23 protein-coding genes and 1 pseudogene are annotated in these 22,839 nt (G+C 60.0%); 5 read left to right on the top strand and 19 right to left on the bottom strand.

The window, feature by feature from the left end; all coding sequences use genetic code 11:
* Window positions 1-91 precede the first annotated feature (91 nt).
* The 9 genes from AABC73_RS27305 to ubiE all read right to left on the bottom strand — a co-directional run bounded on the left by AABC73_RS27305 (window position 92) and on the right by ubiE (window position 6,239).
* Window positions 92-799, bottom strand: a complete 708-nt coding sequence (locus AABC73_RS27305) for a 16S rRNA (uracil(1498)-N(3))-methyltransferase (RefSeq protein ID WP_341521675.1) — start codon at window positions 797-799, stop codon at window positions 92-94.
* Window positions 796-1,590: a twin-arginine translocase subunit TatC gene (gene tatC / locus AABC73_RS27300; protein WP_341521674.1), complete on the bottom strand. Its 795-nt coding sequence runs from the start codon at window positions 1,588-1,590 to the stop codon at window positions 796-798. The genes AABC73_RS27305 and tatC overlap by 4 nt, the downstream gene beginning before the upstream one ends.
* Window positions 1,587-2,105, bottom strand: coding sequence for a Sec-independent protein translocase protein TatB (tatB, locus tag AABC73_RS27295; RefSeq protein ID WP_341521673.1), 519 nt, complete (start codon window positions 2,103-2,105; stop codon window positions 1,587-1,589). The genes tatC and tatB overlap by 4 nt, the downstream gene beginning before the upstream one ends.
* A gap of 10 nt (window positions 2,106-2,115) precedes the next feature.
* Window positions 2,116-2,391 carry a twin-arginine translocase TatA/TatE family subunit gene (locus AABC73_RS27290; protein WP_341521672.1) on the bottom strand — a complete coding sequence of 92 codons (276 nt, stop codon included), beginning with the start codon at window positions 2,389-2,391 and terminating at the stop codon, window positions 2,116-2,118.
* A 41-nt stretch (window positions 2,392-2,432) separates the two neighbouring features.
* Window positions 2,433-2,765: a phosphoribosyl-ATP diphosphatase gene (locus AABC73_RS27285; protein ID WP_020293515.1), complete on the bottom strand. Its 333-nt coding sequence runs from the start codon at window positions 2,763-2,765 to the stop codon at window positions 2,433-2,435.
* 3 nt (window positions 2,766-2,768) lie between these two features.
* Complete coding sequence (gene hisI / locus AABC73_RS27280) at window positions 2,769-3,161, bottom strand: phosphoribosyl-AMP cyclohydrolase (RefSeq protein ID WP_331149402.1); 393 nt, start codon at window positions 3,159-3,161, stop codon at window positions 2,769-2,771.
* Window positions 3,162-3,229: 68 nt separating this feature from the next.
* Window positions 3,230-4,849, bottom strand: a complete 1,620-nt coding sequence (ubiB, locus tag AABC73_RS27275; RefSeq protein ID WP_341521671.1) for a ubiquinone biosynthesis regulatory protein kinase UbiB — start codon at window positions 4,847-4,849, stop codon at window positions 3,230-3,232.
* Window positions 4,846-5,469, bottom strand: coding sequence for an SCP2 sterol-binding domain-containing protein (locus tag AABC73_RS27270; protein WP_341521670.1), 624 nt, complete (start codon window positions 5,467-5,469; stop codon window positions 4,846-4,848). The genes ubiB and AABC73_RS27270 overlap by 4 nt, the downstream gene beginning before the upstream one ends.
* Window positions 5,469-6,239, bottom strand: a complete 771-nt coding sequence (gene ubiE / locus AABC73_RS27265) for a bifunctional demethylmenaquinone methyltransferase/2-methoxy-6-polyprenyl-1,4-benzoquinol methylase UbiE (protein ID WP_020293519.1) — start codon at window positions 6,237-6,239, stop codon at window positions 5,469-5,471. Before ubiE ends, AABC73_RS27270 begins: the two co-directional genes overlap by 1 nt.
* Before the next feature lie 143 nt (window positions 6,240-6,382).
* On the opposite strand from ubiE, the gene AABC73_RS27260 reads away from it, so the two are divergent.
* From AABC73_RS27260 to AABC73_RS27250, 3 genes are all read left to right on the top strand, one after another.
* Window positions 6,383-6,661, top strand: coding sequence for a polyhydroxyalkanoic acid system family protein (locus AABC73_RS27260; protein ID WP_020293520.1), 279 nt, complete (start codon window positions 6,383-6,385; stop codon window positions 6,659-6,661).
* A 178-nt stretch (window positions 6,662-6,839) separates the two neighbouring features.
* Window positions 6,840-7,268 carry a phasin family protein gene (locus AABC73_RS27255; RefSeq protein WP_341521669.1) on the top strand — a complete coding sequence of 143 codons (429 nt, stop codon included), beginning with the start codon at window positions 6,840-6,842 and terminating at the stop codon, window positions 7,266-7,268.
* A gap of 10 nt (window positions 7,269-7,278) precedes the next feature.
* The gene (locus tag AABC73_RS27250) at window positions 7,279-8,100 is read left to right on the top strand and encodes a phasin family protein (protein WP_341521668.1); all 822 of its coding nucleotides are present in this window, start codon (window positions 7,279-7,281) and stop codon (window positions 8,098-8,100) included.
* A 148-nt stretch (window positions 8,101-8,248) separates the two neighbouring features.
* Here the strand turns inward: AABC73_RS27250 and AABC73_RS27245 are convergent, their stop codons facing one another.
* From AABC73_RS27245 to AABC73_RS27200, 10 genes and pseudogenes are all read right to left on the bottom strand, one after another.
* Window positions 8,249-8,863: a TetR/AcrR family transcriptional regulator gene (locus tag AABC73_RS27245; RefSeq protein ID WP_341521667.1), complete on the bottom strand. Its 615-nt coding sequence runs from the start codon at window positions 8,861-8,863 to the stop codon at window positions 8,249-8,251.
* A 135-nt stretch (window positions 8,864-8,998) separates the two neighbouring features.
* Complete coding sequence (phaC, locus tag AABC73_RS27240) at window positions 8,999-10,681, bottom strand: class II poly(R)-hydroxyalkanoic acid synthase (RefSeq protein ID WP_341521666.1); 1,683 nt, start codon at window positions 10,679-10,681, stop codon at window positions 8,999-9,001.
* Between the two features lie 173 nt (window positions 10,682-10,854).
* The gene (gene phaZ / locus AABC73_RS27235) at window positions 10,855-11,709 is read right to left on the bottom strand and encodes a poly(3-hydroxyalkanoate) depolymerase (RefSeq protein ID WP_341521665.1); all 855 of its coding nucleotides are present in this window, start codon (window positions 11,707-11,709) and stop codon (window positions 10,855-10,857) included.
* A 143-nt stretch (window positions 11,710-11,852) separates the two neighbouring features.
* A pseudogene (gene phaC, locus AABC73_RS27230) lies at window positions 11,853-13,532 on the bottom strand (class II poly(R)-hydroxyalkanoic acid synthase).
* A 362-nt stretch (window positions 13,533-13,894) separates the two neighbouring features.
* Window positions 13,895-14,272, bottom strand: coding sequence for a DUF971 domain-containing protein (locus tag AABC73_RS27225; RefSeq protein ID WP_341521664.1), 378 nt, complete (start codon window positions 14,270-14,272; stop codon window positions 13,895-13,897).
* 124 nt (window positions 14,273-14,396) lie between these two features.
* The gene (hslU, locus tag AABC73_RS27220; protein ID WP_341521663.1) at window positions 14,397-15,737 is read right to left on the bottom strand and encodes an ATP-dependent protease ATPase subunit HslU; all 1,341 of its coding nucleotides are present in this window, start codon (window positions 15,735-15,737) and stop codon (window positions 14,397-14,399) included.
* 67 nt (window positions 15,738-15,804) lie between these two features.
* Window positions 15,805-16,335, bottom strand: a complete 531-nt coding sequence (gene hslV, locus AABC73_RS27215) for an ATP-dependent protease subunit HslV (protein ID WP_020293529.1) — start codon at window positions 16,333-16,335, stop codon at window positions 15,805-15,807.
* A gap of 296 nt (window positions 16,336-16,631) precedes the next feature.
* Window positions 16,632-17,321 (bottom strand): SPOR domain-containing protein, encoded by a 690-nt coding sequence (locus AABC73_RS27210; protein ID WP_341521662.1) that lies wholly within the window; start codon window positions 17,319-17,321, stop codon window positions 16,632-16,634.
* 1 nt (window position 17,322) lies between these two features.
* Window positions 17,323-19,059, bottom strand: coding sequence for an arginine--tRNA ligase (argS, locus tag AABC73_RS27205; protein ID WP_341521661.1), 1,737 nt, complete (start codon window positions 19,057-19,059; stop codon window positions 17,323-17,325).
* A 220-nt stretch (window positions 19,060-19,279) separates the two neighbouring features.
* Window positions 19,280-21,499 (bottom strand): primosomal protein N', encoded by a 2,220-nt coding sequence (locus tag AABC73_RS27200; RefSeq protein WP_341521660.1) that lies wholly within the window; start codon window positions 21,497-21,499, stop codon window positions 19,280-19,282.
* Between the two features lie 167 nt (window positions 21,500-21,666).
* On the opposite strand from AABC73_RS27200, the gene rpmE reads away from it, so the two are divergent.
* Together rpmE and AABC73_RS27190 are read left to right on the top strand one after the other, a co-directional pair.
* Entirely contained in the window at window positions 21,667-21,900 is a 234-nt protein-coding gene (gene rpmE, locus AABC73_RS27195; protein WP_020293533.1) for a 50S ribosomal protein L31, read from the top strand.
* Window positions 21,901-21,923: 23 nt separating this feature from the next.
* Complete coding sequence (locus AABC73_RS27190; RefSeq protein WP_341521659.1) at window positions 21,924-22,718, top strand: thermonuclease family protein; 795 nt, start codon at window positions 21,924-21,926, stop codon at window positions 22,716-22,718.
* Window positions 22,719-22,839 lie beyond the last annotated feature (121 nt).

Raw genomic sequence — 22,839 nt, 5'->3', positions numbered from 1 at the left:
GCAACTCCTTGAAGCGAATAATTGTAGGCGTAGTCCTACATCGGCTGTCAGAAGGGAAACTGAAGGCGCTGGTCCCTCAAATGGGGGGGACTTAGAAAAGGCGGGCGAGGAGGGCGGTGACTGCGGTTTCGACACGCAGGATTCGTTCGCCGAGCTGCACAGGCTGTAGGCCGGACTTGTTCAGCAGGTCGATTTCATAGGGGATCCAGCCGCCTTCCGGGCCTATGGCGAGTGTTACAGGTTGTTGCACCGCTCTGGGGCATGCCGGGAATTGACCGGGATGTCCTACCAGACCGAGCGTGCCCTCGACGAGTTGCGGCAGGCGGTCTTCGACAAATGGCTTGAAGCGTTTCTCGATGATGATTTCCGGCAGCACGCTGTCCCGGGCCTGTTCCAGGCCGAGGATCAACTGCTCGCGAATGGCTGCAGGCTCCAGAAACGGGGTCTGCCAGAAGCTCTTCTCGACCCGGTAGCTGTTGAGCAGGATGACTTTCGGCACGCCCATGGTCGCGACGGTCTGAAACACGCGACGCAGCATTTTCGGCCGAGGCAGGGCCAGCAGCAGGGTCAAGGGCAGTTTGGCGGGCGGGGCGCTGTCGAGGCTGACGCGCAGTTCTGCTTCTTGATCTTCCAGGCGCAGCAACTCGGCATTGCCCATCAATCCGCCAATCCGGCCGACGCGCAGCCTGTCACCCACTACAGCGCGATGTACCTCTTGCATGTGCTTGAGGCGTCGATCGCGCAGGATGGCCCGGTCAGCCGCAATGAAATCGGCGTCTTCGAGGAGCAGCAGATTCACGGCTGCGTCGCAGGCGGCTGGTCTTGCTTGTCTTCGTCGGGCTGGTCTTCAGGATGATCGCCACGTTTGGTGATCATCGAGCTGCACAGCACGCCAATTTCGAACAGCAGCCACATCGGCACCGCGAGCAGGGTCTGGGAGAAAATGTCCGGCGGCGTCAGGATCATGCCGACCACGAAGCAACCGATGACCACGTAAGGGCGGATCTTGCGCAGGTACTTCACGTCAACGATGCCGATCCACACCAGCAGCACCACGGCCACTGGAATCTCGAACGCCACGCCAAAGGCGAAGAACAGCGTCATGACGAAGTCCAGATAACTGGCGATGTCCGTCATCATCGACACGCCTTCGGGCGTCACGCTGGCGAAGAAGTGGAAAATCAGCGGGAAAACCAGGTAATAGGCGAAGGCCATGCCCGAATAAAACAGGATGATGCTCGACACCAGCAGTGGCATGGCTACCCGTTTTTCATGCTTGTACAGGCCTGGCGCGATGAACCCCCAGATTTGGTGCAGGATCACCGGCATGGCCAGGAACAATGCGACCATCATGGTCAGCTTGAACGGCGTGATGAACGGCGAGGCCACGTCGGTGGCGATCATCGTTGCGCCTTCGGGCAGGAACACCCTAAGCGGAGCCGAGACGAAGGTGTAGATCTTCTGGGTGAAGTAAAACAGGCAGCCGAAGATTACGAAGATCGCCAGGACGCAGCGCAGCAGGCGTGAACGGAGTTCTGTGAGGTGCGAGACCAGCGGCATTTGCTGGTCGTTTTCCGGAATATCGCTCATGGGGCTCGCGGGGGCAGTGACGAATCGTTGGCGGAAGGCGCGCTGGGAATCGGCGTCGGTTCGGCGTGCGGTAATGCTTCAACAGGCGTCGCTTCGGCAGGTTTTGCAGGCTCGACCGGCACGGTTTCGGCAGGCGTAGTTCCGGCAGGTGCGGCAGGACCCAGCTCGGCAGGCGTTGGCGCGGGCGGGGTCACCGGCACCGTGGAGACAACCGGCTCGACCGGCGCACTCGTTACTTCAGCAGCGGACGCAGGTGCAGCGGCAGGCGGTTGCGGCGACATGATTTTGCGCGCTTCCTGCTCCAGCGACAGAATGTGTTCGTTATGCAGCTGCCGACGGATTTCGTCGGCGCCGATTTCGCGTTCAACTTCCTGTTTGATCGCATTGAAGCTGCGTTTCAACCGGCCTACCCAGAGTCCGGCGGTGCGCGCGGCACCCGGCAGACGCTCCGGCCCCAGCACCAGCAAGGCGACGAGACCGACGAGCAGCAGTTCAGAGAAGCTGATACCAAACATTCGATACGACCTAGTCTTTGCGGATTGGCTCTTCGACTTTGTGCGCTTGCGCGTCGATCGTGTGCGGCTGGTTCAGGGGCGAACCCTGTGGCGCGGCCTGCGGTGGCTGCTGCGGCGGCACCGGCGGCGGGGTCTGATCGGCTTTTTCTTCATCGCTCATGGCTTTGCGAAAGCCCTTGATCGACTCGCCGACATCAGTGCCCAGGCCCTTGAGTTTCTTGGTGCCGAAAATCAGTACCACGACAACCAGGATGACGATCCAGTGTTTCCAGTCAAAAATACCCATGAAGCATTCCTCGTAGAAGTTTCAAATTCGAAAATTGACAATCAGTCGGCCGGGCGCGCGGCTTTTTCCGCATGGCCCGACAGGCCGAAACGGCGGTCCAGTTCATCGAGCACCGCTTGTGGATGCTGACCCAGCGCGGCAAGCATCACCATGCTGTGAAACCACAGGTCAGCGGTCTCATAGATGACATCGCTGCAATCGCCGCTGACGGCGGCGTCCTTGGCGGCAATGATCGTCTCGACCGACTCTTCGCCGACCTTTTCCAGAATCTTGTTCAGACCCTTGTGATACAGGCTGGCGACGTAAGAGCTGTCGGCAGCAGCGCCTTTGCGCGATTCCAGCACTTCGGCCAGGCGGGACAAGGTATCGGTCATGTTTCAGTGTCCTGCGTGGTAAATGGAGTCCGGATCTTTCAGCACCGGGTCCACGGTTTTCCAGCCGGCATCGTCGTAGACGCGGTAGAAACAGCTTTCGCGACCGGTATGGCAAGCGATGCCGCCGATTTGTTCGACCATCATGATGATCACGTCGGCGTCGCAGTCCAGGCGCAGCTCATGCAGTTTCTGCACATGGCCTGATTCTTCGCCTTTGCGCCAGAGTTTGCCACGTGAACGCGACCAATAGATGGCGCGATTTTCGGCGGCGGTCAGGCTCAGCGCCTCACGGTTCATCCACGCCATCATCAACACGCGTCCGGTCTTGTGATCCTGGGCAATCGCCGGCACCAGGCCGTCGCTGTCCCATTTGATTTCGTCCAGCCAGTCTTTCATATCTACTCCGGCAGCCGGGATTGGGGCCTCGGCGGGTTGAACAGTGTGCCAGCGGCCAGCGCCGCTGGCTATCGGCGCACGACCAGATACAAACCGGCAACGAGCATGATCCACGCCGGCCAGGCAGTCGGCGCGACCAGTGCGCCACCGTCTGCGGCCAGCGTCGAGGCCATGACCGCGCCGCCAGCCAGCAACCCGGCGCCCAGCAGGCGCAAGGCCCAGCCATCACCGCGCTCGCGCCATGGTGGCGGTGGATCGTTGGCGTGGGGCTGGGACATACGCTCCAGCAGGTCGCGGGTCATGTTGGCCAGATGCGGAATTTGCTCGACCTGGGATTGCAGGTTACTGAACAGGGTTTTCGGGCTGACGCGCTCGCGCATCCAGCGTTCGAGGAACGGCTGGGCGGTGCTCCACAGGTCCAGATCCGGATATAGCTGGCGACCCAGGCCTTCGATGTTCAACAGGGTTTTCTGCAGCAGCACCAGTTGCGGCTGGACTTCCATGTTGAAGCGTCGCGCGGTCTGGAACAGTCGCATCAGCACCTGGCCAAAGGAAATATCCTTGAGCGGTTTTTCGAAGATCGGCTCGCACACGGTGCGGATCGCCGCTTCGAACTCGTTGAGCTTGGTTTCAGCCGGCACCCAGCCCGAATCAATATGCAGCTGCGCCACGCGGCGGTAGTCGCGCTTGAAGAAGGCAAACAGGTTACGCGCCAGATAGTCCTGATCTTCCGGCGTCAGGCTGCCGACAATCCCGCAGTCGATGGCAATGTATTGCGGGCTCCACGGGTTGACGGTGCTGACGAAAATATTGCCGGGGTGCATGTCTGCGTGGAAAAAACTGTCGCGAAACACCTGGGTGAAGAAAATCTCCACGCCCCGTTCGGCGAGCATTTTCATGTCGGTGCGCTGATCGGCCAAGGTCGCCAGATCGGTGACCTGAATGCCGTAGATGCGCTCCATGACCAGCACTTTCGGCCGGCACCAGTCCCAATAGACTTGCGGCACGTACAACAGCTGCGAGCCTTCAAAGTTGCGGCGCAGCTGGCTGGAGTTGGCCGCTTCGCGCAGCAGGTCCAGTTCGTCGTAGATGGTTTTTTCGTAGTCAACGACCACGTCCACCGGATGCAGCAGGCGCGCATCGGCGGACATGCGCTCGGCGGTGCGGGCCAGAATGAACAGCCACGCCAGATCCTGGCCGATGATCGGCTTGAGGCCCGGACGCACCACTTTGACCACGACTTCTTCGCCGGTCTTGAGCTTGGCGGAGTGGACTTGCGCCACCGACGCCGAGGCCAGCGGCGTTACATCAAAGCGGCTGAACACTTCGCTGATCTTCGCGCCCAGCTGCTCTTCAATCAGCTTGATCGCCAGTTGCGGATCGAACGGCGGCACGCGGTCCTGCAACAGCATCAGCTCATCGGCGATGTCTTCCGGCAACAGGTCGCGGCGCGTAGACAGCAACTGGCCGAACTTGATGAAGATCGGTCCCAGATCCTGCAACGCCATGCGCAGTCGAGCGCCGCGCGGCAGCTCCGACACCTTGCGCGGAAACCAGCGCCACGGCATGACAAACCGCAGGGCGAGCATCCACCAGGGCAGGGGCAGGGCGAACAGCAAGTCATCGAGACGGTAGCGGATCACGACACGCTGGATGCGGAACAGACGGCGGACGGCAAGCAACTTCATGCGTTATCGCTGGAATTAAGGGATTGGGCGAGGCGCTCAAAGCGCGCCTCCAGGCGTTCCAGATCGAGTTTGATCTGATCGAGTTCGGCAAAACGTGCTTCGGCTTCGTGCGTACCTACCAGTGTGCGCGATTCTTCGCTCAGGTAATCCGCAAGATTCTGACTCATGCTGGCGAAGCTTTCGCTGCTCCAGCGCGCGCGGCTGCGCAGGTGATTGCCCAACAGCGTGCTGGCGACCGGGCCAAGCCAGCGTGACAGCTCGAATTCCCAGTCCAGCTCCAGGTCCTGCAGGATGCCGAACAGTTCAAGTAGCACTGAACTGTCGCCATCCAGCTCGACATCCGGGCCGTGCAACACGGCGCTCTTGTCCTGGCTCAAGGCCAGGCGCATCAGGCTTGCGGCCGGCGCACGCAGGGTGCAATCGGCCTCGACTTCCCAGTGCGCGGCGAGCAGCAGGCCTTCGTCGCTGGGCAGGATGAACAGCTGCAATGCCGGGTTACGACAGTCAACCGCGATCACCTTGCCGCTCAGCCGCTCCAGACGCGGCAATGCCGTGCTGTCCAGACGCAGCACACGGTTCAGACCGTGCTCGACACTGGCGAGCAAGCCGCGCAGCAACATCAGGGCTTGATGCCGCGATGCAGCGCGACAACGCCGGCGGTCATGTTGTGATAGGTCACGCGGTCAAAACCGGCTTCGACCATCATCGACTTCAGGGTTTCCTGATTCGGGTGCATGCGGATCGACTCCGCCAGATAGCGGTAGCTTTCCGAATCGTTGGTGACCAGCTTGCCCATCAACGGCATGAAGGCGAACGAGTAAGCGTCGTAAGCCTTGGACATCAGCTTGTTGGTCGGCTTGGAGAACTCCAGCACCAACAGGCGACCGCCCGGCTTGAGCACGCGCAGCATGGAGCGCAGCGCGTCTTCCTTGTGCGTCACGTTGCGCAGGCCGAAAGCGATGGTCACGCAGTCGAAATGGTTGTCCGGGAACGGCAGCTTTTCAGCGTCGGCCTGGACGAACTTGACGTTGCCGGCGACACCCAGATCCAGCAGGCGGTCGCGACCGACCTTGAGCATGGAGGCGTTGATATCGGCCAGCACCACTTCGCCGGTCGGGCCGACAAGGTGCGAGAATTTCTTGGTCAGGTCGCCCGTACCGCCGGCGATGTCCAGCACACGGTTGCCCGTGCGTACGCCGGAAAGCTCGATGGCGAAGCGTTTCCAGAGGCGGTGCATGCCCCCGGACAGCAGGTCGTTCATCAAGTCGTATTTGGCCGCAACGGAGTGGAAAACCTCCGCAACTTTCTCGGCCTTCTGGCTTTCCGGCACATTTTTGTAACCGAAGTGAGTCGTGGGTTCGGCATCGCTGCCTTTGCGCGGATCGTTCATATCGCGGTCACCGGAATAAAGTGCGGCCATTCTAATCGCCGGGGCTGGCTTTGTCTTGACAAGGCTCATCGACAACAGTTTCTTCGTTCGGAGCGGCTGTTATAGTTGCGCCACGATTTACCTTGCGCTGAAGGAGTCCTTTAATGGCCCGAATCACTGTTGAACGCCCGCACGCATTGGGCAAAGAAAAGGCCCGCGAGAAGGCTGAGGTGCTGGTGGAAAAGCTGGCGGAAAAATATGGCATCGCCCATGAGTGGAACGGCGACAGCGTTGAACTCAACGGCAAGGGCGCCAAAGGCACCGTTGATGTCGAGGACGCGCTGGTGCGGGTCAACCTTGAGCTGAACTTTTTCCTGTCGGCCATGAGCGGACAGATTCAGGCTGAAGTCGAGAAGCAGCTGGATAAGGCGTTGCTGGCATAGTTCGCTTCAATCCCGTAGCAGCGGCTTCAGCCGCGAGGAACGTCCTCCCGGCTAAAGCCGGTCCTACACAGTCAACGCCACCAACCTAGGGTGAGCATTCTAATTTTTCCGCCTACTTTGTGCCTATGCCCCATTCCCACGGGGATGATCCTCCAACATTTCGATCCCGAGGTGCAGCATGGCCAAAGTAAGGTTGTTGAAGAAAAAAGCCGAAGACGAACAGGACACGGCGCTTTCCGAAGTCAGACTCTATGCGCGTAAAATCTGGCTCGCCGGCCTGGGTGCTTATTCCTGGGCCGAGCAGGAAGGCAGCGAGTACATCAAAGAGCTGATCCGTACCGGCGAAGAAACCGAGAAGAAAGCCAGGCAGGTCATCGACGAAAAAGTCGAAGCAGCGAACAGCGAAATAATGGCCTTCACCGATGATGTGGCCGAAGTCGCAGACGATGTTGAAAGCCGCCTGGACAAAATCGAAAACGCCTTTGATCGGCGTGTTGCCAGTGCCCTGAATCGCATTGGCATCCCTTCCAGACATGACGTCGAGACACTCTCTGCTAAGCTCGATGGGCTGACGGCATTGCTCGAACGTGTCGTCAATAAAAAATAAGGAGAGCGGGATGGCAGGCAAGAAAAAACTCGAGAAAGAAGGCAGCTCCTGGATCGGCGGAGTCGAAAAATACTCCCGTCAAATCTGGTTGGCTGGCCTGGGTGCTTACTCCAAAGTCAGCAATGACGGCAGTAAGCTTTTTGAAACCCTCGTCAAAGATGGCGAGAAGGCCGAGAAAGAAACCAAGGCCGACGTCAACAAGCAGGTCGATGAAGTCAAGGGCAAGGCGAAGTCGCGCGTGGGTGATGTGAAAGACCTTGCGCTGGGTAAATGGAGCGAGCTGGAAGGGGCTTTCGACAAGCGCCTGAACAGTGCCATTTCCCGTCTGGGCGTGCCGAGCCGCAATGAAGTCAAGGCACTGCACAACAAGGTTGACCTGCTGACGCGGCAGATCGAAAAGCTGACCGGCGAATCGGTACCGCCGGTTACCCGTGCGTCGGCATCCCGGCCCAAAGCCACGGCCAAGCCCTTGGTCAAGGCAGCCGCCAAGACCGTCGCGAAAACCGCTGATAAAGTCGCGAGCAAAACCGCAGCGGCCAAGCCAGCGGTAAAAGCAGCGGCGGCCAAACCGGTTGCAGCGGCCAATAAAGCGGCGACGGCCACGGCCAGCAAGGCTAGAACGGTGGCAGCCAAGGCTTCCGCGCCGAAAAAGCCGGCAGCGCCTAGAAAACCAGCTGCACCGAAGACCGCAGCCGCCAAGCCGGCCGCGGCAAAACCTGCGACCACTCCGGCCGCAAGCGCTACACCGGCTGCCAGCACTCCGGCAGCCTCCCCGGCAGCGAGTTCCAACTCGACATCCTCGACATCCTCGACACCTGCCAGCCAGTCCTGATTCAAGGCTGGATAACAAAAAACCCGACCTGTGCAAGCAGGTCGGGTTTTTTTGAATCCCGTAGGAGCGGCTTCAGCCGCGAGGAACCTCACCCGCGAGCGACGTCCTCCCGGCTAAAGCCGGTCCTACAGCGAATCGTGGGCAGCAATCACGCCTCCAGATAATGCATCGCCAACTGCTGCGCGGCATCGCGCGAGGTGGGGATCAGGTGCGGCGCGACCAGCATCATGATCTGGTAGACCACCACCTCGCTCTGACCTTCGCGGCCCAGAATGCGCTGGTAATCCAGGGAGAACAGCAAGGTCATGCTGATCTGCTCCACCAGTTGCCCCAACGCCTGGGTATCGCTGACGAGCTGCCCTTCGGCTTTCAGACGCGCCAGCAGAGAAGCCAGGGTGCGTTTGATGGCATTGAGCAGATTCCGTATACCCCGTGCCAGCTTCGGCAGGCGTCCGGAGAGGTTGGACAGGTCCTGAAACAGGAACCGGTAATACGCCAGGCGCTCGACGATCAGGTGCAGGAACAGCCAGTAATCCTCTGCCGCCAGTCGCGCGTTGTCTGGTGGGTTGAGCAGCGGTGCCAGCTCAGCATGAAAGCGTTCGAACAGCTCAAGGATCACCGGCTCCTTGCCATGAAAGTGGTAATACAAATTGCCGGGGCTGATCCCCAATTCGTTGGCGATTTCCAGCGTCGAAACGTTCGGCTCGCCCTGCTCGTTGAACAGGATCAAGGCACATTCAAGTATGCGGTCGCGGGTTTTCATCCGGTCTTCTTGTTTGATTTACAGAATTTTTGGCGACCTTGTGGGAGCAAGCTTGCTTGCGAAGGCGATGTTGCAGTCCTCGAGATTTCTTCAGATTTACTGGCCACTTCGCGAGCAAGCTCGCTCCCACGATCATCACCGCACATGCACATAAGTCCCTGGCGCCGCCTCCATGGGCGGGTAATTGGCGTTGCCCAGGGTGGTCAGGGTTTCGCGCTGTGCGCCGGACCGCGCCTGGACCCACTCCAGCCAGGTTGGCCACCAACTGCCGTCATGGCTTTTGGCGTCGTAATACCAGGCGCGCGGGTCGCTGCTGAGTTTTTCATGTTCGACAAAGGTCGACTTGGGATTGCCCGGCGGATTCAGGATGCTCTGCACATGGCCGCTGTTGGACAGCAGGAAGCGTCGTTCGCCGCCCAGCAACAAGGTCGAGCGATAGACCGCGTCCCATGGCGTGATGTGATCGTTGATGCCGGCGACGTTGAAGCTGTCGACGTTCACTTTCTGCAAATCGATAGGCGTGCCGCACACTTCAAGACCGCCCGGATGAGTCAGCGGGTTGTGCTTGAAGAAGTCCAGCAAGTCGCCATGCATGGCCGCAGGCAAACGCGTGCTGTCGTTGTTCCAGTAAAGGATGTCGAACGCCGGTGGCGATTTGCCCAGCAGGTAATTGTTGATCCAGTAAGTCCAGATCAGATCGTTGGGGCGCATCCAGGCGAAGACCTTGGCCATGTCGCGGCCGTCCAGTACGCCTTGCTGATAGGAGCGACGCTTGGCCGCTTCCAGCGTCTGTTCGTCGATAAACAGCGTGGCCGGGCTTTCCATCTGGCTGTCGAGCAGGCTGACCATATAAGTCGCGCTGGAAACGCGGCGCAGCTGACGCTTGGCCTGCAAATGGCCTTGCAACGCTGCGATGGTCAGGCCACCGGCGCAGGCGCCGACCAGATTGACCTCTCGCGCACCGGTAATCGCGCGGCAGATGTTCAGGGCTTCTTCTGCCGCCTGAACGTAGCTGGAAAGCCCCCATTCCCGATGGCGCACATCCGGGTTGCGCCAACTGATGGCAAAGGTTTGCAGGCCGTTCTTGAGGCAGTACTGCACGAAGCTGTTATTCGGGCTGAGATCGAAAATGTAGAACTTGTTGATCTGCGGCGGCACGATCAGGATCGGCCGTGCGTACTGTTTTTCGCTCATGGGTTTGTACTGAATCAGCTCCAGCACTTCATTGCGAAACACCACCGAGCCAGGCGTGGTCGCCACGGTGCGGCCCACTTCGAACGCGTCTTTGCTGGTCTGGCGCGGCAGGCCATTGTTGTGCAGCAGGTCATCGAACAGATGGCTCAAGCCTTTGACCAGGCTGGTGCCGCCGGTGTTGAACAACTCCTTGATCGCCATCGGGTTAAGCAGCGTGTTGGACGGTGATACCGCATCGTTGATCAGCGCGAAAATGAAGTGCGCGCGAGCGCGGTCGTCTTTCGAGAGATCGCTGTCGTCGATCCAGTGTTTGACCTGATGCTGCCAACTCAAATAGGCCTGCAGGCCGCGTCGGTAAAGCGGGTTGAGGCTCCACGTCGGATCATTGAAGCGCGCATCGCGCGGGCTCAGCGTGTAGGGCGTTTCGCCGAGCAGGATGACGCGACTCAGTTGGCGACCCAGCGCCAGCGTGTGGCGGGCGCTGCGCAATGGATGGCGCAAACCCTGCGCGGCCATGGTCCGCAGGGTCGAAAAAAGATCCTGGCCACGCAGGCCGGTAATCGCGCTTTGCGCGTTGATGTAAGTTGCAGTGATGTCGGTGTTTTTTACGGGTTTTTCTCGCATGGGGGCAACACTCCTTCGTCGTACCATCGAACCAATACAGCTACGCAAGCCCCTGTCCGAGCGGGCTTGCGTCGTTCTGCGCCGTGCGATACTCCGTTCTTCGCGCGCAGTCAGTAAAGCGTCTTGCCAATCTTGAATCGTGAACCTTGAGTGGTGGATTAAAGACGATGAATTCAGCGCGCGCCGGGCGCAGGGTGTGGATGCATGACGGCACGCTGCCGTTCCTGTTCCAGAAACTTCATGATGATCGGGGCCACCGCTTCAGCCCGGGTGATCAAAAACAAATGACCATCATCGATTATGTGTAGCTGGGCATTGGGTATCCGCCAGGCAAGGAGTCGCATATTGATCAGCGGGATCAGCGGGTCGTCGTCACCGGCCAGCACCAGCGTCGGCTGATGGATCTTGTGCAGCCAGTGAATGCTGGTCCAGCCCATGCCCGCGAACAGCTGCCAGTAATAACCCAGCTTGCCGGACGAGCGGACCTTGGCTGCATGGTTTGCCGCCAGATGCGGATCGCGCCGAAAAGCACCGCCGTAGATTTCCGGCGCGATGCGAATCACATGGGACGGCTGGATATAACGTCGCGGGCTGGCCATCAACCACAGTACGCGGGGTTTGCCCGGCACCATGACCGCGCCCGCCGCCGTTGCCGCCAGCACCAGCTTCTTGCAGCGCTCCGGATAATCGTAGGCGAACTGCTGAGCCAGCGCGCCGCCCCATGAAACGCCGATGACATTGACCTGACCGTAATCCAGGTAATCGAGCATTCGCGCCGCCAGCTTGGCCAGGCCGGGAAAGCGATATGGCCGGCTGGGCGTCGAAGAACCGCCAACGCCCGGCACATCGAAGGCAATTACTTCCAGATCCGGGTCCAGCGCATCGACGAACGGAAACACCAACTCCAGGTTGGCACCGATGCCGTTGAAAATCAGCAAGGGTGTCAAATGAGCTTTGCCGGGGCGCACTGCGGTGCGAATGCTGTGACCATTCAAATCAATGGTGCGAAAAATAAACGGTTGCGGCATGCGCGAAAGCCCAAGTGAATTTATGAGGAGCTTGTGGGACCGGATTTATCCGGGAAGGCGACATTTCCGACGACGACACTGCGGCGGATATACGGGCCTCTTCCCGGATAAATCCGGTCCCACAACAGCCAAGGCGTCAGCTGTCAGCGCTCATGAACATAAGTACCCGGCGACGCCTCACCCGCCGGCCAGGTTTTATTGCCCAGCTGCGCCGGGGTCTTTTTCAGCTTGCCGGAACGCTCGGTCTGCCAGGTTTGCCAGTGCAGCCACCAGGAATCGGTGTGTTTGGTGCCGTTCTCTTGTCAGACCTTGGGGTCTGCGGGCATATCGGTATTGGTCATGTAGCGCGACTTGGGATTGCCCGGCGGGTTGAGAATGCTCTGTATGTGACCGCTGCTGGACAGCACGAATTCCGTCTTGCCACCAAACAACTGCGCCGACTTGTAGCAGGACAGCCACGGCGTGATGTGATCGTTGGTGCCGGCCAGGCAGAACACGTCGCTGGTGACCTGCTTGAGGTCAATCGGCGTGCCACAGACTTCCAGGGCATTGGGCCGAATCAGCGGATTGTTCTTGAACATCTCGATCAGGTCGCCATGAAACGCCGCCGGCAGACGCGTGGTGTCGTTGTTCCAGAACAGGATGTCGAATACCGGTGGTTCGTTGCCCAGCAGGTAATTGTTGACCCAGTAATTCCAGATCAGATCGTTGGGCCGCATCCAGGCGAACACCTTGGCCATGTCGCGTCCTTCCAGCACGCCCGCCTGATAGGAATGGCGCTTGGCCGACTCCAGGGTTTGCTCGTCGACAAACAGCGCCACATCGCTGTCCAGCGTGGTATCTAGGACGCTGACCAGCAACGTCAGGGCATTGACCTTCTGCTCGCCCAACGCAGCGTAATGCCCCAGCAGCGCGGTGCAGGTAATGCCGCCGGAACAGGCGCCCAGCATGTTGACGTCTTTGCTGCCGGTGATGGCCATGACCACTTCCACCGCGTCCTTGAGGGCGTCGATATACGTTGACAGGCCCCATTCGCGCTGGGCCTTGGTCGGGTTGCGCCAGCTGACGATAAACGTCTGCACCTGACTGCGCAGGCAGAAACGCGCGAGGCTTTTTTCCGGGCTCAGATCGAATACGTAGAACTTGTTGATTTGCGGTGGCACGACCAGCAGCGGCCGCTCATACACCTGCTCGGTGATCGGCTTGTACTGGATCAGTTCCAGCACGTCATTGCGATACACCACGGCACCTTCGGTGGTGCCCAGACTCTTGCCGACTTCGAAAGCGTCCATGTTGACCTGGCTCGGCATGCCGCCGTTGTGGACCAGATCCTTGGCCAGATGCGACAAACCATCGAGCACGCTTTTGCCGCCCGTTTCGAAGAAGCGTTTGACCGCAGCGGGGTTGGCGGCGCTGTTGGTGGGCGACATGGCTTCGGTCAGCAGATTGATCACAAAGTGACCACGGCTGATGTCCTGCGGTGACAGATTGCTGGAGCCGACCCATTCGTGCAGCTCCTTGCGCCAGGCCAGGTAGGTCTGCAGATAACGGCGATAAAGGGGGTTGTGGCTCCAGGCCGGGTCGAGAAAACGTCGGTCGTCGCTGTCCGGTTGCAGGGCCGATTTGCCCAGCAATACGTTTTTGAGTTCGAGGCCAAAATGCGCGACATGCTTGGCGCTGTGCCAGGGTTGCTTCAACGCCTGACGCAACACCGTCCGCGCAGTGGTGATCAAATCCTTACGGCGCAAGCCCACCACGGGATTGAGTCCCAGGGTGTGTTCAGAAGCTTGCTTTTGCAGGTCATCGTTGCTTTTGCTACTCATCTACGACGCTCCATTGTCCTGAGACGAGCGCTGACTTCCCTGTGAAAAACAGCGCCACAGGCTAGTGCCAGCACTATTGCTCGGGTTACCGATGATGGCTAAAAACACGTGTTCCAAGGGAACCGGCATCGCCACCGTCTTGCGCGTCTGAACAGCTGCGCTCCCTGCGACGGTTTACGATGCACGCCCTTTCTACTGCATGTTTTTCAATGCAGGGAACTTGCCAGAGTCATTGGTTACGCGAGATTTCAAAAATTCGCAAGCAGCGCCAGCCATTGGCCGCTGCGCGGAACATTGAAACAAAAGGAATTAGAAAGCGCGTCCTAAAACGCCCGGTGGCCAGGAGCTGCGGGCTAGAGCGATTACAGCATCAGCTTGACGATTTGCTCGGAAGGATCGCGGGATTTGCCGGCGTTTTTCAGCTCCAGCAAATAATCGTCCCAGAGGGATTCCTGGCGTTGCGCCAGTTGGTAGAGGTATTCCCAAGTGAACAATCCGCTGTCATGACCGTCATCGAAGGTCAATTTCAGTGCGTACTGACCGGCCGGTTCGACCTTGTTCAAGCCAACACCCAACTTGCCGAATTGCAGGATCGGTTTGCCATGCCCCTGAACCTCGGCAGAAGGCGAATGCACCCGCAGGAATTCAGCCGGCAGATGATATTCCTCATCGGACCCGTACTTGAGCGTCAGGGTTTTCGAGGCTTTGTGGAGCTGGATGGCGGTGGGTAGTTTGGGCATTAGAAGGCGCTCGAATCACGTGCCCGTGGGAGCGAGCTTGCTCGCGAAGAGGCAATTACAGCCGGTCAATTTCTCCGGCTGAAAAAATGCCTTCGCAAGCAAGCTTGCTCCCACAGGTATTGCCTTAAAGAATATACCGCGACAGATCTTCGTCGTTCGCCAGTTCACCCAGGTGACTGTTGACGTAGTCGGCATCGATCCGGATCAGCTCTGCACCCGGCGCGCTGGCCAGGTCACCGGCGCTGAACGACACTTCTTCGAGCAGTCGCTCAAGCAAGGTGTGCAGACGACGGGCACCGATGTTCTCGGTCTTCTCGTTCACTTGCCAGGCAATCTCGGCGATACGCTTGATGCCGTCCGGCTGGAACTCGATGTTCAGGCCTTCGGTCTTGAGCAGCGCGCAATATTGCTCGGTCAACGACGCATGAGGCTCGCTGAGGATGCGTTCGAAGTCTTGCGGCGTCAGGGCCTTGAGCTCGACGCGAATCGGCAGACGACCTTGCAGCTCGGGCACCAGGTCGCTTGGCTTGCTCAGGTGGAACGCACCGGAAGCGATGAACAGGATGTGGTCAGTCTTGACCATGCCCAATTTGGTGTTGACCGTGCAGCCTTCGATCAGCGGCAGCAAGTCGCGTTGCACTCCTTCGCGGGAAACGTCGACGCCGCCAGAGTTACCGCGCTTGGCAACCTTGTCGATTTCGTCGATGAACACGATGCCGTGCTGCTCGACAGCTTCCAGCGCCTTGGCCTTGAGTTCTTCTTCGTTGACCAGACGACCGGCCTCTTCTTCGCGCACCAGTTTCAGCGCTTCCTTGACCTTGAGCTTGCGACTCTTCTTTTTGCCCTTGCCCATGTTGGCGAACAGGCTTTGCAGCTGATTGGTCATCTCTTCCATGCCCGGCGGTGCAGAAATATCGACACCCACGGATTCGCTGATCTCGATTTCAATTTCCTTGTCGTCCAGCTGGCCTTCGCGCAGGCGCTTGCGGAACAGCTGGCGGGTGTTGGAATCGCTGGCCGGCGCGGCGTCTTCGTTGAAGCCGGCGGAACGCGCTGGCGGCAACAGGGCATCGAGAATGCGTTCTTCGGCGGCGTCTTCGGCGCGATGGCGCACCTTGACGATTTCCTGCTCGCGCAACAGCTTGATGGCGGCGTCGGCGAGGTCGCGAATGATCGACTCCACGTCGCGGCCGACATAGCCGACTTCGGTGAACTTGGTCGCTTCGACCTTGATGAACGGCGCGTTGGCCAGCTTGGCCAGGCGACGGGCGATTTCGGTCTTGCCGACACCGGTCGGACCGATCATCAGGATGTTCTTGGGCGTTACTTCAACGCGCAGCTCTTCCGGCAACTGCATCCGGCGCCAGCGATTACGCAAGGCGATGGCGACGGCGCGCTTGGCATCGTCCTGGCCGATGATATGGCGATTGAGTTCGTGGACGATTTCGCGGGGAGTCATTGACATGGTAGTTGGCGGCCCTCCAGCTGAATCAAGGTCTGCTTGGCCGCTCACGGGAGCGGCCGAGGCAGGCTCATTCAGCGAGGTCCTGCTCCTCAATGGTGATGTTGTGGTTGGTGAACACGCAGATATCGCCAGCGATATGCAATGCGGTTTCGGCGATTTCACGGGCCGAGAGTTCAGTCTTGAGCAGCAGGGCGCGTGCCGCGGCCTGTGCATAAGGACCGCCGGAACCCATGGCGATCAAGCCATCTTCGGGCTCAACGACGTCGCCGTTACCGGTGATGATCAACGAAGCGTCTTTGTTGGCAACGGCGAGCATGGCCTCAAGACGGCTGAGGGAGCGGTCGGTACGCCATTCTTTGGCGAGTTCGACGGCGGCACGCACCAGATGACCTTGGTGCTTCTCAAGCTGCCCTTCGAAGCGTTCGAAAAGAGTGAACGCATCGGCTGTGGCCCCGGCGAAACCGGCGATCACTTCACCATGGTAAAGACGACGCACTTTCTTCGCGTTGCCTTTCATGACGGTGTTGCCCAGAGAAACCTGGCCGTCGCCAGCCATGACGACTTTGCCGTGGCGGCGCACTGAAACGATGGTGGTCAAGGGGAGAGTCTCCACGCAGCGGGGCGAAAATGCCCTGTGCAAACTCATATGGGGGTGGGGAAGGGTATTTCAACCTTGAGCAAGGTTGGGGGATGAATGGTGTTGGCCGAAATCATTCCGTTTGACCAACGCATGACTGGCTGTAATGGGACGGACTCGTATTGTAGGACCGGCTTTAGCCGGGAGGACGACGGTGCGCCCGCAGCCGCTCCGTCATAAGAAAGAACGACCGCTCTCCCGGCTAAAGCCGGTCCTACACAGTATGGACAGATTCAGTGTGCCGCGTGCCCCGGCGATTACTTACTGCGCTGCTGCAACAACAGGTTACTAAACCCGCCGCCCGCCAGTTGTTTCTGGGCAACGGTCAGCTGTTCACGGTTGCTGAACGGCCCGACCAATACGCGGTACCAGGTTTCTTCCTTGACCGTACCCGATTCAACGCCAGCGGTTTGCCCCAGCAAGATGATCTGCGCGCGCACCTTGTCCGCATCTTCCTTCTTGCGGAACGAGCCCGCTTGCAGGAAGAACTGCGTAACTGCCGCAGGTTTTGCGACCGGTGGCGGCGGTGGCGGGGTCAGGCCGCTGAGTGCTGCCTGAGCACGTGCCGTATCGATTTTCGCGGCTTGCTCCGGCGAAACCGGAACCACCGGCGCGACCACCGGCGGTGGGGTTTTTTCCGGTACGGCTTCGTTGGGCACGATGACTTCCGATTCCGGCAGCAGCGTATAGAAGTCGTACTTGGGCTTCACTGGCGCAGTCGGGCTCGGCGGTGTTTTGTTCGCTTCGGCGATCTTGGCTGCTTTAGCATCAGCCTTGACCCGCTTGACGTCTTCGCCACCGGGTTCGAGCTTCATCAAAAACACCACGAACGCACCCACGCTCAGGCCAATTACCAGCCACAACCATCCAGGAATCGGCTTCTTCGCGGGTGCCTGATAACGGCTGGCGCCGCGCTTGGGAGCCGGTTTCTTCTTCGCAACTGCCAACTTACATACGCTCCAGAGTTTCCAGGCCCAAGAGATCCAGGCCTTGCTTGAGGGTGCGGCCGGTCAGGGCAGCAAGGCGCAGACGGCTTTGTTGTTGATCCGCATTGTCGGCGCTGAGGATCGGGCAGTTCTCGTAGAAGCTGGAGAACAGACCCGCCAAATCATAGATGTACGCACAGAGTACGTGAGGCGTGCCTTTTTCGGCGACGTTATTCAGGATCTCGCCGAACTGCGCCAGACGCGCCGCCAGTTCGGTTTCCTGTGGCGCCTGCAACACGATCTGGCCCTTGCTGGCGTCGAACGGCGTGCCGAGCTTGCGGAACACACCGGCGACGCGGGTGTAGGCGTAAAGCAGATACGGCGCGGTATTGCCTTCGAAGCTGAGCATCTGCTCGAAGTTGAAGCTGTAGTCGCTGGCACGGTGCTTGGACAGGTCGGCGTATTTCACCGCGCTGATGCCCACGGCCTTGGCGATGGTGCGCAATTCGTCCTCGGCCAGCTCCGGGTTCTTCTCCTTGACCAGCGCGTAGGCGCGGTCCTTGGCTTCATCGAGCAGGTCGATCAGCTTCACGGTACCACCGTCGCGGGTCTTGAACGGGCGGCCATCGGCGCCGTTCATGGTGCCGAAACCCATGTGTTCCAGTTGCATGCCGTCGTGAACAAAACCGGCCTTGCGCGCCACTTCGAACACTTGCTGGAAGTGCAGCGCCTGACGCTGATCGACGAAGTACAACGCACGATCAGCTTTCAACACCTTGCTGCGATAGCGAATCGCCGCGAGGTCGGTGGTCGCATAGAGATAACCGCCACCGGCCTTTTGCACGATCACCGGCAGCGGCGTGCCTTCGGCGGTCTTGAATTCTTCGAGGAACACGCACTGCGCGCCATTGCTTTCCACCAGCAGGCCAGTGGCCTTGAGATCCGCAACCACATTGGCCAGATCATCGTTGTAGGCACTTTCGCCCATCACGTCGGCCGGGGTCAGCTTGACGTTCAGCAGGTCATAGACTTTCTGGCAGTGGGAAAGCGAGATGTCCTTGAATTTTGTCCACAGGCTCAGGCATTCGGCGTCGCCCGCCTGCAACTTGACCACCAGGGCACGAGCGCGCTCGGCGAATTCTTCCGACTCGTCGAAGCGTTTTTTCGCCGCGCGGTAGAAGTCTTCCAGATCGGACAACTCATCGCTGGCAGCTGGCTGTTCCTGCAGATACGCCAGCAACATGCCAAATTGCGTGCCCCAGTCGCCAACGTGGTTCTGACGAATCACGGTGTCGCCGAGAAACTCAAGGACGTTGGCCACGCCATCGCCGATGATCGTCGAGCGCAAGTGGCCGACGTGCATTTCCTTGGCCAGGTTCGGCGCGGAAAGATCGACCACGGTGCGTTGGGCTGCGCTGACCTTGTGGATCGACAGCTTCGGATCGGCCAGCGCGGCATCCAGGCGCGCCGCCAAAGCCTGGGTGTTCTGGAAGAAGTTGAGGAAGCCGGGACCGGCGATTTCAACTTTGCTGACCTGCTCGTCGGCAGGCAGCGCGGCGATGAGTTTTTCCGCCAGGTCGCGCGGTTTCATGCCGGCCGGCTTGGCCAGCATCATCGCGATATTGCTGGCGAAATCGCCGTGGGTCTTGTCCTTGGCGTTTTCCACCTGAATCGCCGGCGACAGCCCTTCTGGCAAGACGCCTTCGTTGACGAGTCGGGTCAGTGCTTGTTGGATCAGCTGGCGAATGGTGTCTTTCATGATGCTCTCTTCGACCGCAAGCGCGGCAGCGCCTGGATGCGCGGGTGGAAAAACTGGGCATTATCCGTTGCCTGAGCCACCTTGCCAACCGCGATGGATGTGCGGTCTTGGACTTGTGGGAGCGAGCTTGCTCGCGAATACGGTCTTTCAGGCTCCAGATGTATCGCAGGTGCCGGCTTTTTCGCGAGCAAGCTCGCTCCCACAGAACTGCGCGGGAAGGTCAATACAAATCCACCGGATCCACATCCAGTGACCACCTGACCTGGCGTCCGCTGGGCATTTGCTCCAGCGCCAGCAGCCAGGAACTCAGCAGGCGATGCAGCGGCGCGCGGGCGCTGGCCTGCACCAGAAGTTGCGCGCGATAACGCCCGGCGCGGCGTTCCATGGGGGCCGGGACCGGGCCCAGCAGCTCGATGCCGCCCAGCTGCATGTCGATCAACAGTTGCTCGGCTTCAGCACAGGCCTCGTCGAGGAAACCTTCCGCCTGACCCGGCTTGTGCGCTTCGGCACGCAGCAGCGCCAAATGGGAAAACGGTGGCAGACCAGCGGCGCGGCGTTCGCTCAAGGCTTGCTCGGCAAAGGCGAAATAACCTTGCTCGGTGAGCTGGATCAGCAAGGGATGCTCGGCCAGATGCGTCTGGATGATCACCCGGCCCGGCTCTTCAGCGCGCCCGGCACGCCCTGCGACCTGCACGATCAATTGCGCCATGCGTTCGCTGGCGCGGAAGTCGCCGGAGAACAAGCCGCCGTCGGCATCGAGAATCGACACCAGCGTGACCCGGGGAAAGTGGTGTCCTTTGGCAAGCATCTGCGTACCCACCAGAATGCACGGCTGGCCGCGCTGAATCGTCGCGAACAACTGATTCATGGCGTCCTTGCGCGAAGTGCTGTCGCGGTCGACGCGCAACACCGGGTAATCGGGGAACAGAATTCCCAGCCGCTCCTCGGCACGTTCGGTCCCGGCGCCCACCGGGCGCAAGTCCACTTTGCCGCACGACGGGCACTGACGCGGCACGCGCTCGACGTGTCCGCAGTGATGGCAGCGCAACTCGCCGGAACGTTGATGCACCGTCATCCGCGCATCGCAACGCGGGCAACCGGACAACCAGCCGCAGTCGTGGCACAGCAAAGTCGGCGCAAAGCCGCGTCGGTTGAGGAACACCAGCACTTGCTGCCCGGCCGCCAGCGTCTGGCCGATGGCCTGCTGCATCGGACCGGAAATGCCGCTGTCCAGCGGACGGCTTTTTACATCCAGACGCAGGAATTTTGGCTGCTGCGCGCCGCCCGCCCGCTGATTGAGGCGCAACAAGCCGTAGCGACCGGTGTAGGCGTTGTGCAGGCTTTCCAGCGACGGCGTCGCGGAGCCGAGCACGATGGGAATGTTTTCCTGCCGCGCGCGCACCAGTGCCAGGTCCCGCGCGTGGTAACGCAGACCTTCCTGCTGTTTATAGGAGCCGTCGTGCTCTTCATCGATGATGATCAGGCCGGGATTCTTCATCGGCGTGAACAGCGCTGAACGGGTGCCAATAATAATGTCGGCATCGCCGTCGCGGGCGGCGAGCCAGGCGTCCAGCCGCTCCCGGTCGTTGACCGCCGAATGCACCAGGGCGATGCGTGCGTTGAAACGCTGCTCGAAACGCGCCAGGGTTTGCGGGCCGAGGTTGATCTCGGGGATCAGCACCAGCGCCTGCTTGCCGGCTTCTAGGGTTTCGCGAATCAGTTGCAGATAGACTTCGGTCTTGCCGCTGCCCGTGACGCCGGCCAGCAGGAATGCATGGAAGCTGTCAAAACCGGCGCGAATGGCTTCATACGCGGCACGTTGTTCGGTATTGAGCGGCAATTCTGGCTGGGCCAGCCAGTGTTCATGACGTGGCGCTGGCGCGTGGCTGCGCACTTCGACTTCGACCAGTTGCTTGGCCAGCAGCAGATTCAGGCTTTCTTTATTGAGCATCAATTTGCTGAGCAACTGATGCGCAACGCCGTGGGGATGCTGGGCGAGCGTGGTCAGTGCTTCGCGTTGCTTGGGTGCGCGGGCGATGCGCGGGTCGTCGACGCTCGCGCCGGAAGCCACCTGCCAGAAGCGTTCCTGACGTGATTCGGCAAGTTCACCCTGACGCAGCAACACCGGCAACGCCCAGCTCAGCGTGTCGCCGAGGCTGTGCTGGTAATACTGGGACGTCCACAAGCACAGCTTGAACAACGCGGGCGGCAGCGGCGCATGCTGGTCGAGGATAGCGATGGCCGGCTTGAGCTTTTCGGCGGGGACTTCGCTGTGATCGGTCACTTCTATAAGGATGCCGATCATTTCCCGGCGCCCGAACGGCACCCGCACGCGCATGCCGGGCATCAACGCACTGCGCAACACTCCGGCGGGGGCGCGGTAGTCGAACAGGCGACGCAATGGCGAGGGCAGGGCGAGGCGCAAAATGGCGTCGGGCACGCGGGGGGTTCCCTGTTACGGAGTATGACGGATGCGCGATCTTAGCAGACGACCGGTTTAAACGGCTGCTTGCGCGTTGCCGATTCTCTGGTAGTATCCGCAGCCTAATTACGTGCGGTATTCGACAATAGTGTTGGATGGCGGCACGCTAGCCCGAGGAAGTACCGATGAAAGCTGATATCCATCCAGTTTACGAAGCCATTGACGCTACTTGCAGCTGCGGCAATGTCATCAAAACTCGCTCCACACTTGCCAAGCCTCTGAGCCTGGACGTGTGCAACGAATGCCACCCGTTCTACACCGGTAAGCAGAAGACTCTTGACGTCGGCGGTCGTGTTGACAAGTTCAAGTCGCGCTTCGGTGCTTTCGGCGCAACCAAAGCTCCTGCTGCTGCAGAGTAAGGTTGGCCGTTCTGGGATCTCCAATGGATTTCTCCAGGCTGCTTAAAAAGGCGTCCCTCGCGGGCGCCTTTTTTATGTCTGTGATTTGGCTGTCCAGCGCTCAGGCCTTCTGCCCCGCGCCCGCTTCGCTGCCGGTTTTCCAGGTCGAACGCGTGGTCGATGGCGACACGGTGCGCCTGACCGATGGCCGCAGCGTACGCATGATCGGCTTGAATACGCCGGAGACCGGCAAGCAAGGCCAGTCCGCCGAGCCATTCGCCGAAGTCGCAAAGCGTCGGCTGCAAGCGCTGATCGCGGAAAATGACGGCCGGATCAGCCTGCAAGTGGGCGAGCAGGATAAAGACCGATACGGCCGGACGCTGGCCAATGTCTACGGGCGCAACGGCGCCAATCTTGAAGCGCAATTACTCAGCGAAGGCCTGGGTTATCTGGTGGTGGTCGCGCCCAATGTGGCGTTGGTGGGTTGCCAGCAGACCGCCGAGCGCATTGCACGGCAGGGCCGGCTTGGCCTGTGGCGTAATTCTCCGGTGCAGGCTGTGCAGCAGATCAATAAAGGTGGCTTCGCTGTGATCGCAGGGCAAGTCGTCGATGTGCAACAAAACGGCGGCGGCCTGTGGATCGAGCTGCAAGGCGAATTGGTGTTGCGCATCGCGCCTGACCTTTTGAAACAATTCGACGTTGCGGCAGTTCGCCGCATGAAAGGCCAGCAGATCGAAGCCCGCGGCTGGATCGTCGACCGCGCAAGAGGTGGCGGCCTGTCATCAGGACAGGCGCGCTGGATGATGCCGATCACTCATCCGGCCATGCTTGGGCTGTAGAGCCGGTTCGGTCCTCATCCGTTGGAGCGAGGCTTGCCCGCGAATCGGCTTACCTGGCGACATCCCTGTTGACTGCCCTGACGCCTTCGCGAGCAAGCTCGGCTCCCACAGGATCACGCTC

Origin of the sequence: Pseudomonas sp. G.S.17, assembly GCF_038096165.1 — a bacterium.
Lineage (GTDB): Bacteria > Pseudomonadota > Gammaproteobacteria > Pseudomonadales > Pseudomonadaceae > Aquipseudomonas.
Note: the sequence above shows the minus strand (reverse complement) of the source record. Positions and strands in the feature narration are given on the sequence as shown.

Bases quoted from the DNA above. Each gene is read 5' to 3' on its own strand.
- hslU (WP_341521663.1), bottom strand. From the start codon at position 15,737: ATGTCAATGACTCCCCGCGAAATCGTCCACGAACTCAATCGCCATATC.
- AABC73_RS27285 (WP_020293515.1), bottom strand. From the start codon at position 2,765: ATGACCGATACCTTGTCCCGCCTGGCCGAAGTGCTGGAATCGCGCAAA.
- tatC (WP_341521674.1), bottom strand. From the start codon at position 1,590: ATGAGCGATATTCCGGAAAACGACCAGCAAATGCCGCTGGTCTCGCAC.
- phaC (WP_341521666.1), bottom strand. From the start codon at position 10,681: ATGCGAGAAAAACCCGTAAAAAACACCGACATCACTGCAACTTACATC.
- AABC73_RS27245 (WP_341521667.1), bottom strand. From the start codon at position 8,863: ATGAAAACCCGCGACCGCATACTTGAATGTGCCTTGATCCTGTTCAAC.
- rpmE (WP_020293533.1), top strand. From the start codon at position 21,667: ATGAAAGCTGATATCCATCCAGTTTACGAAGCCATTGACGCTACTTGC.
- AABC73_RS27255 (WP_341521669.1), top strand. From the start codon at position 6,840: ATGGCCAAAGTAAGGTTGTTGAAGAAAAAAGCCGAAGACGAACAGGAC.
- ubiB (WP_341521671.1), bottom strand. From the start codon at position 4,849: ATGAAGTTGCTTGCCGTCCGCCGTCTGTTCCGCATCCAGCGTGTCGTG.
- AABC73_RS27250 (WP_341521668.1), top strand. From the start codon at position 7,279: ATGGCAGGCAAGAAAAAACTCGAGAAAGAAGGCAGCTCCTGGATCGGC.
- AABC73_RS27190 (WP_341521659.1), top strand. From the start codon at position 21,924: ATGGATTTCTCCAGGCTGCTTAAAAAGGCGTCCCTCGCGGGCGCCTTT.
- AABC73_RS27225 (WP_341521664.1), bottom strand. From the start codon at position 14,272: ATGCCCAAACTACCCACCGCCATCCAGCTCCACAAAGCCTCGAAAACC.
- tatB (WP_341521673.1), bottom strand. From the start codon at position 2,105: ATGTTTGGTATCAGCTTCTCTGAACTGCTGCTCGTCGGTCTCGTCGCC.
- ubiE (WP_020293519.1), bottom strand. From the start codon at position 6,239: ATGAACGATCCGCGCAAAGGCAGCGATGCCGAACCCACGACTCACTTC.
- phaZ (WP_341521665.1), bottom strand. From the start codon at position 11,709: ATGCCGCAACCGTTTATTTTTCGCACCATTGATTTGAATGGTCACAGC.
- AABC73_RS27260 (WP_020293520.1), top strand. From the start codon at position 6,383: ATGGCCCGAATCACTGTTGAACGCCCGCACGCATTGGGCAAAGAAAAG.
- AABC73_RS27270 (WP_341521670.1), bottom strand. From the start codon at position 5,469: ATGTTGCTGCGCGGCTTGCTCGCCAGTGTCGAGCACGGTCTGAACCGT.
- argS (WP_341521661.1), bottom strand. From the start codon at position 19,059: ATGAAAGACACCATTCGCCAGCTGATCCAACAAGCACTGACCCGACTC.
- AABC73_RS27290 (WP_341521672.1), bottom strand. From the start codon at position 2,391: ATGGGTATTTTTGACTGGAAACACTGGATCGTCATCCTGGTTGTCGTG.
- hisI (WP_331149402.1), bottom strand. From the start codon at position 3,161: ATGAAAGACTGGCTGGACGAAATCAAATGGGACAGCGACGGCCTGGTG.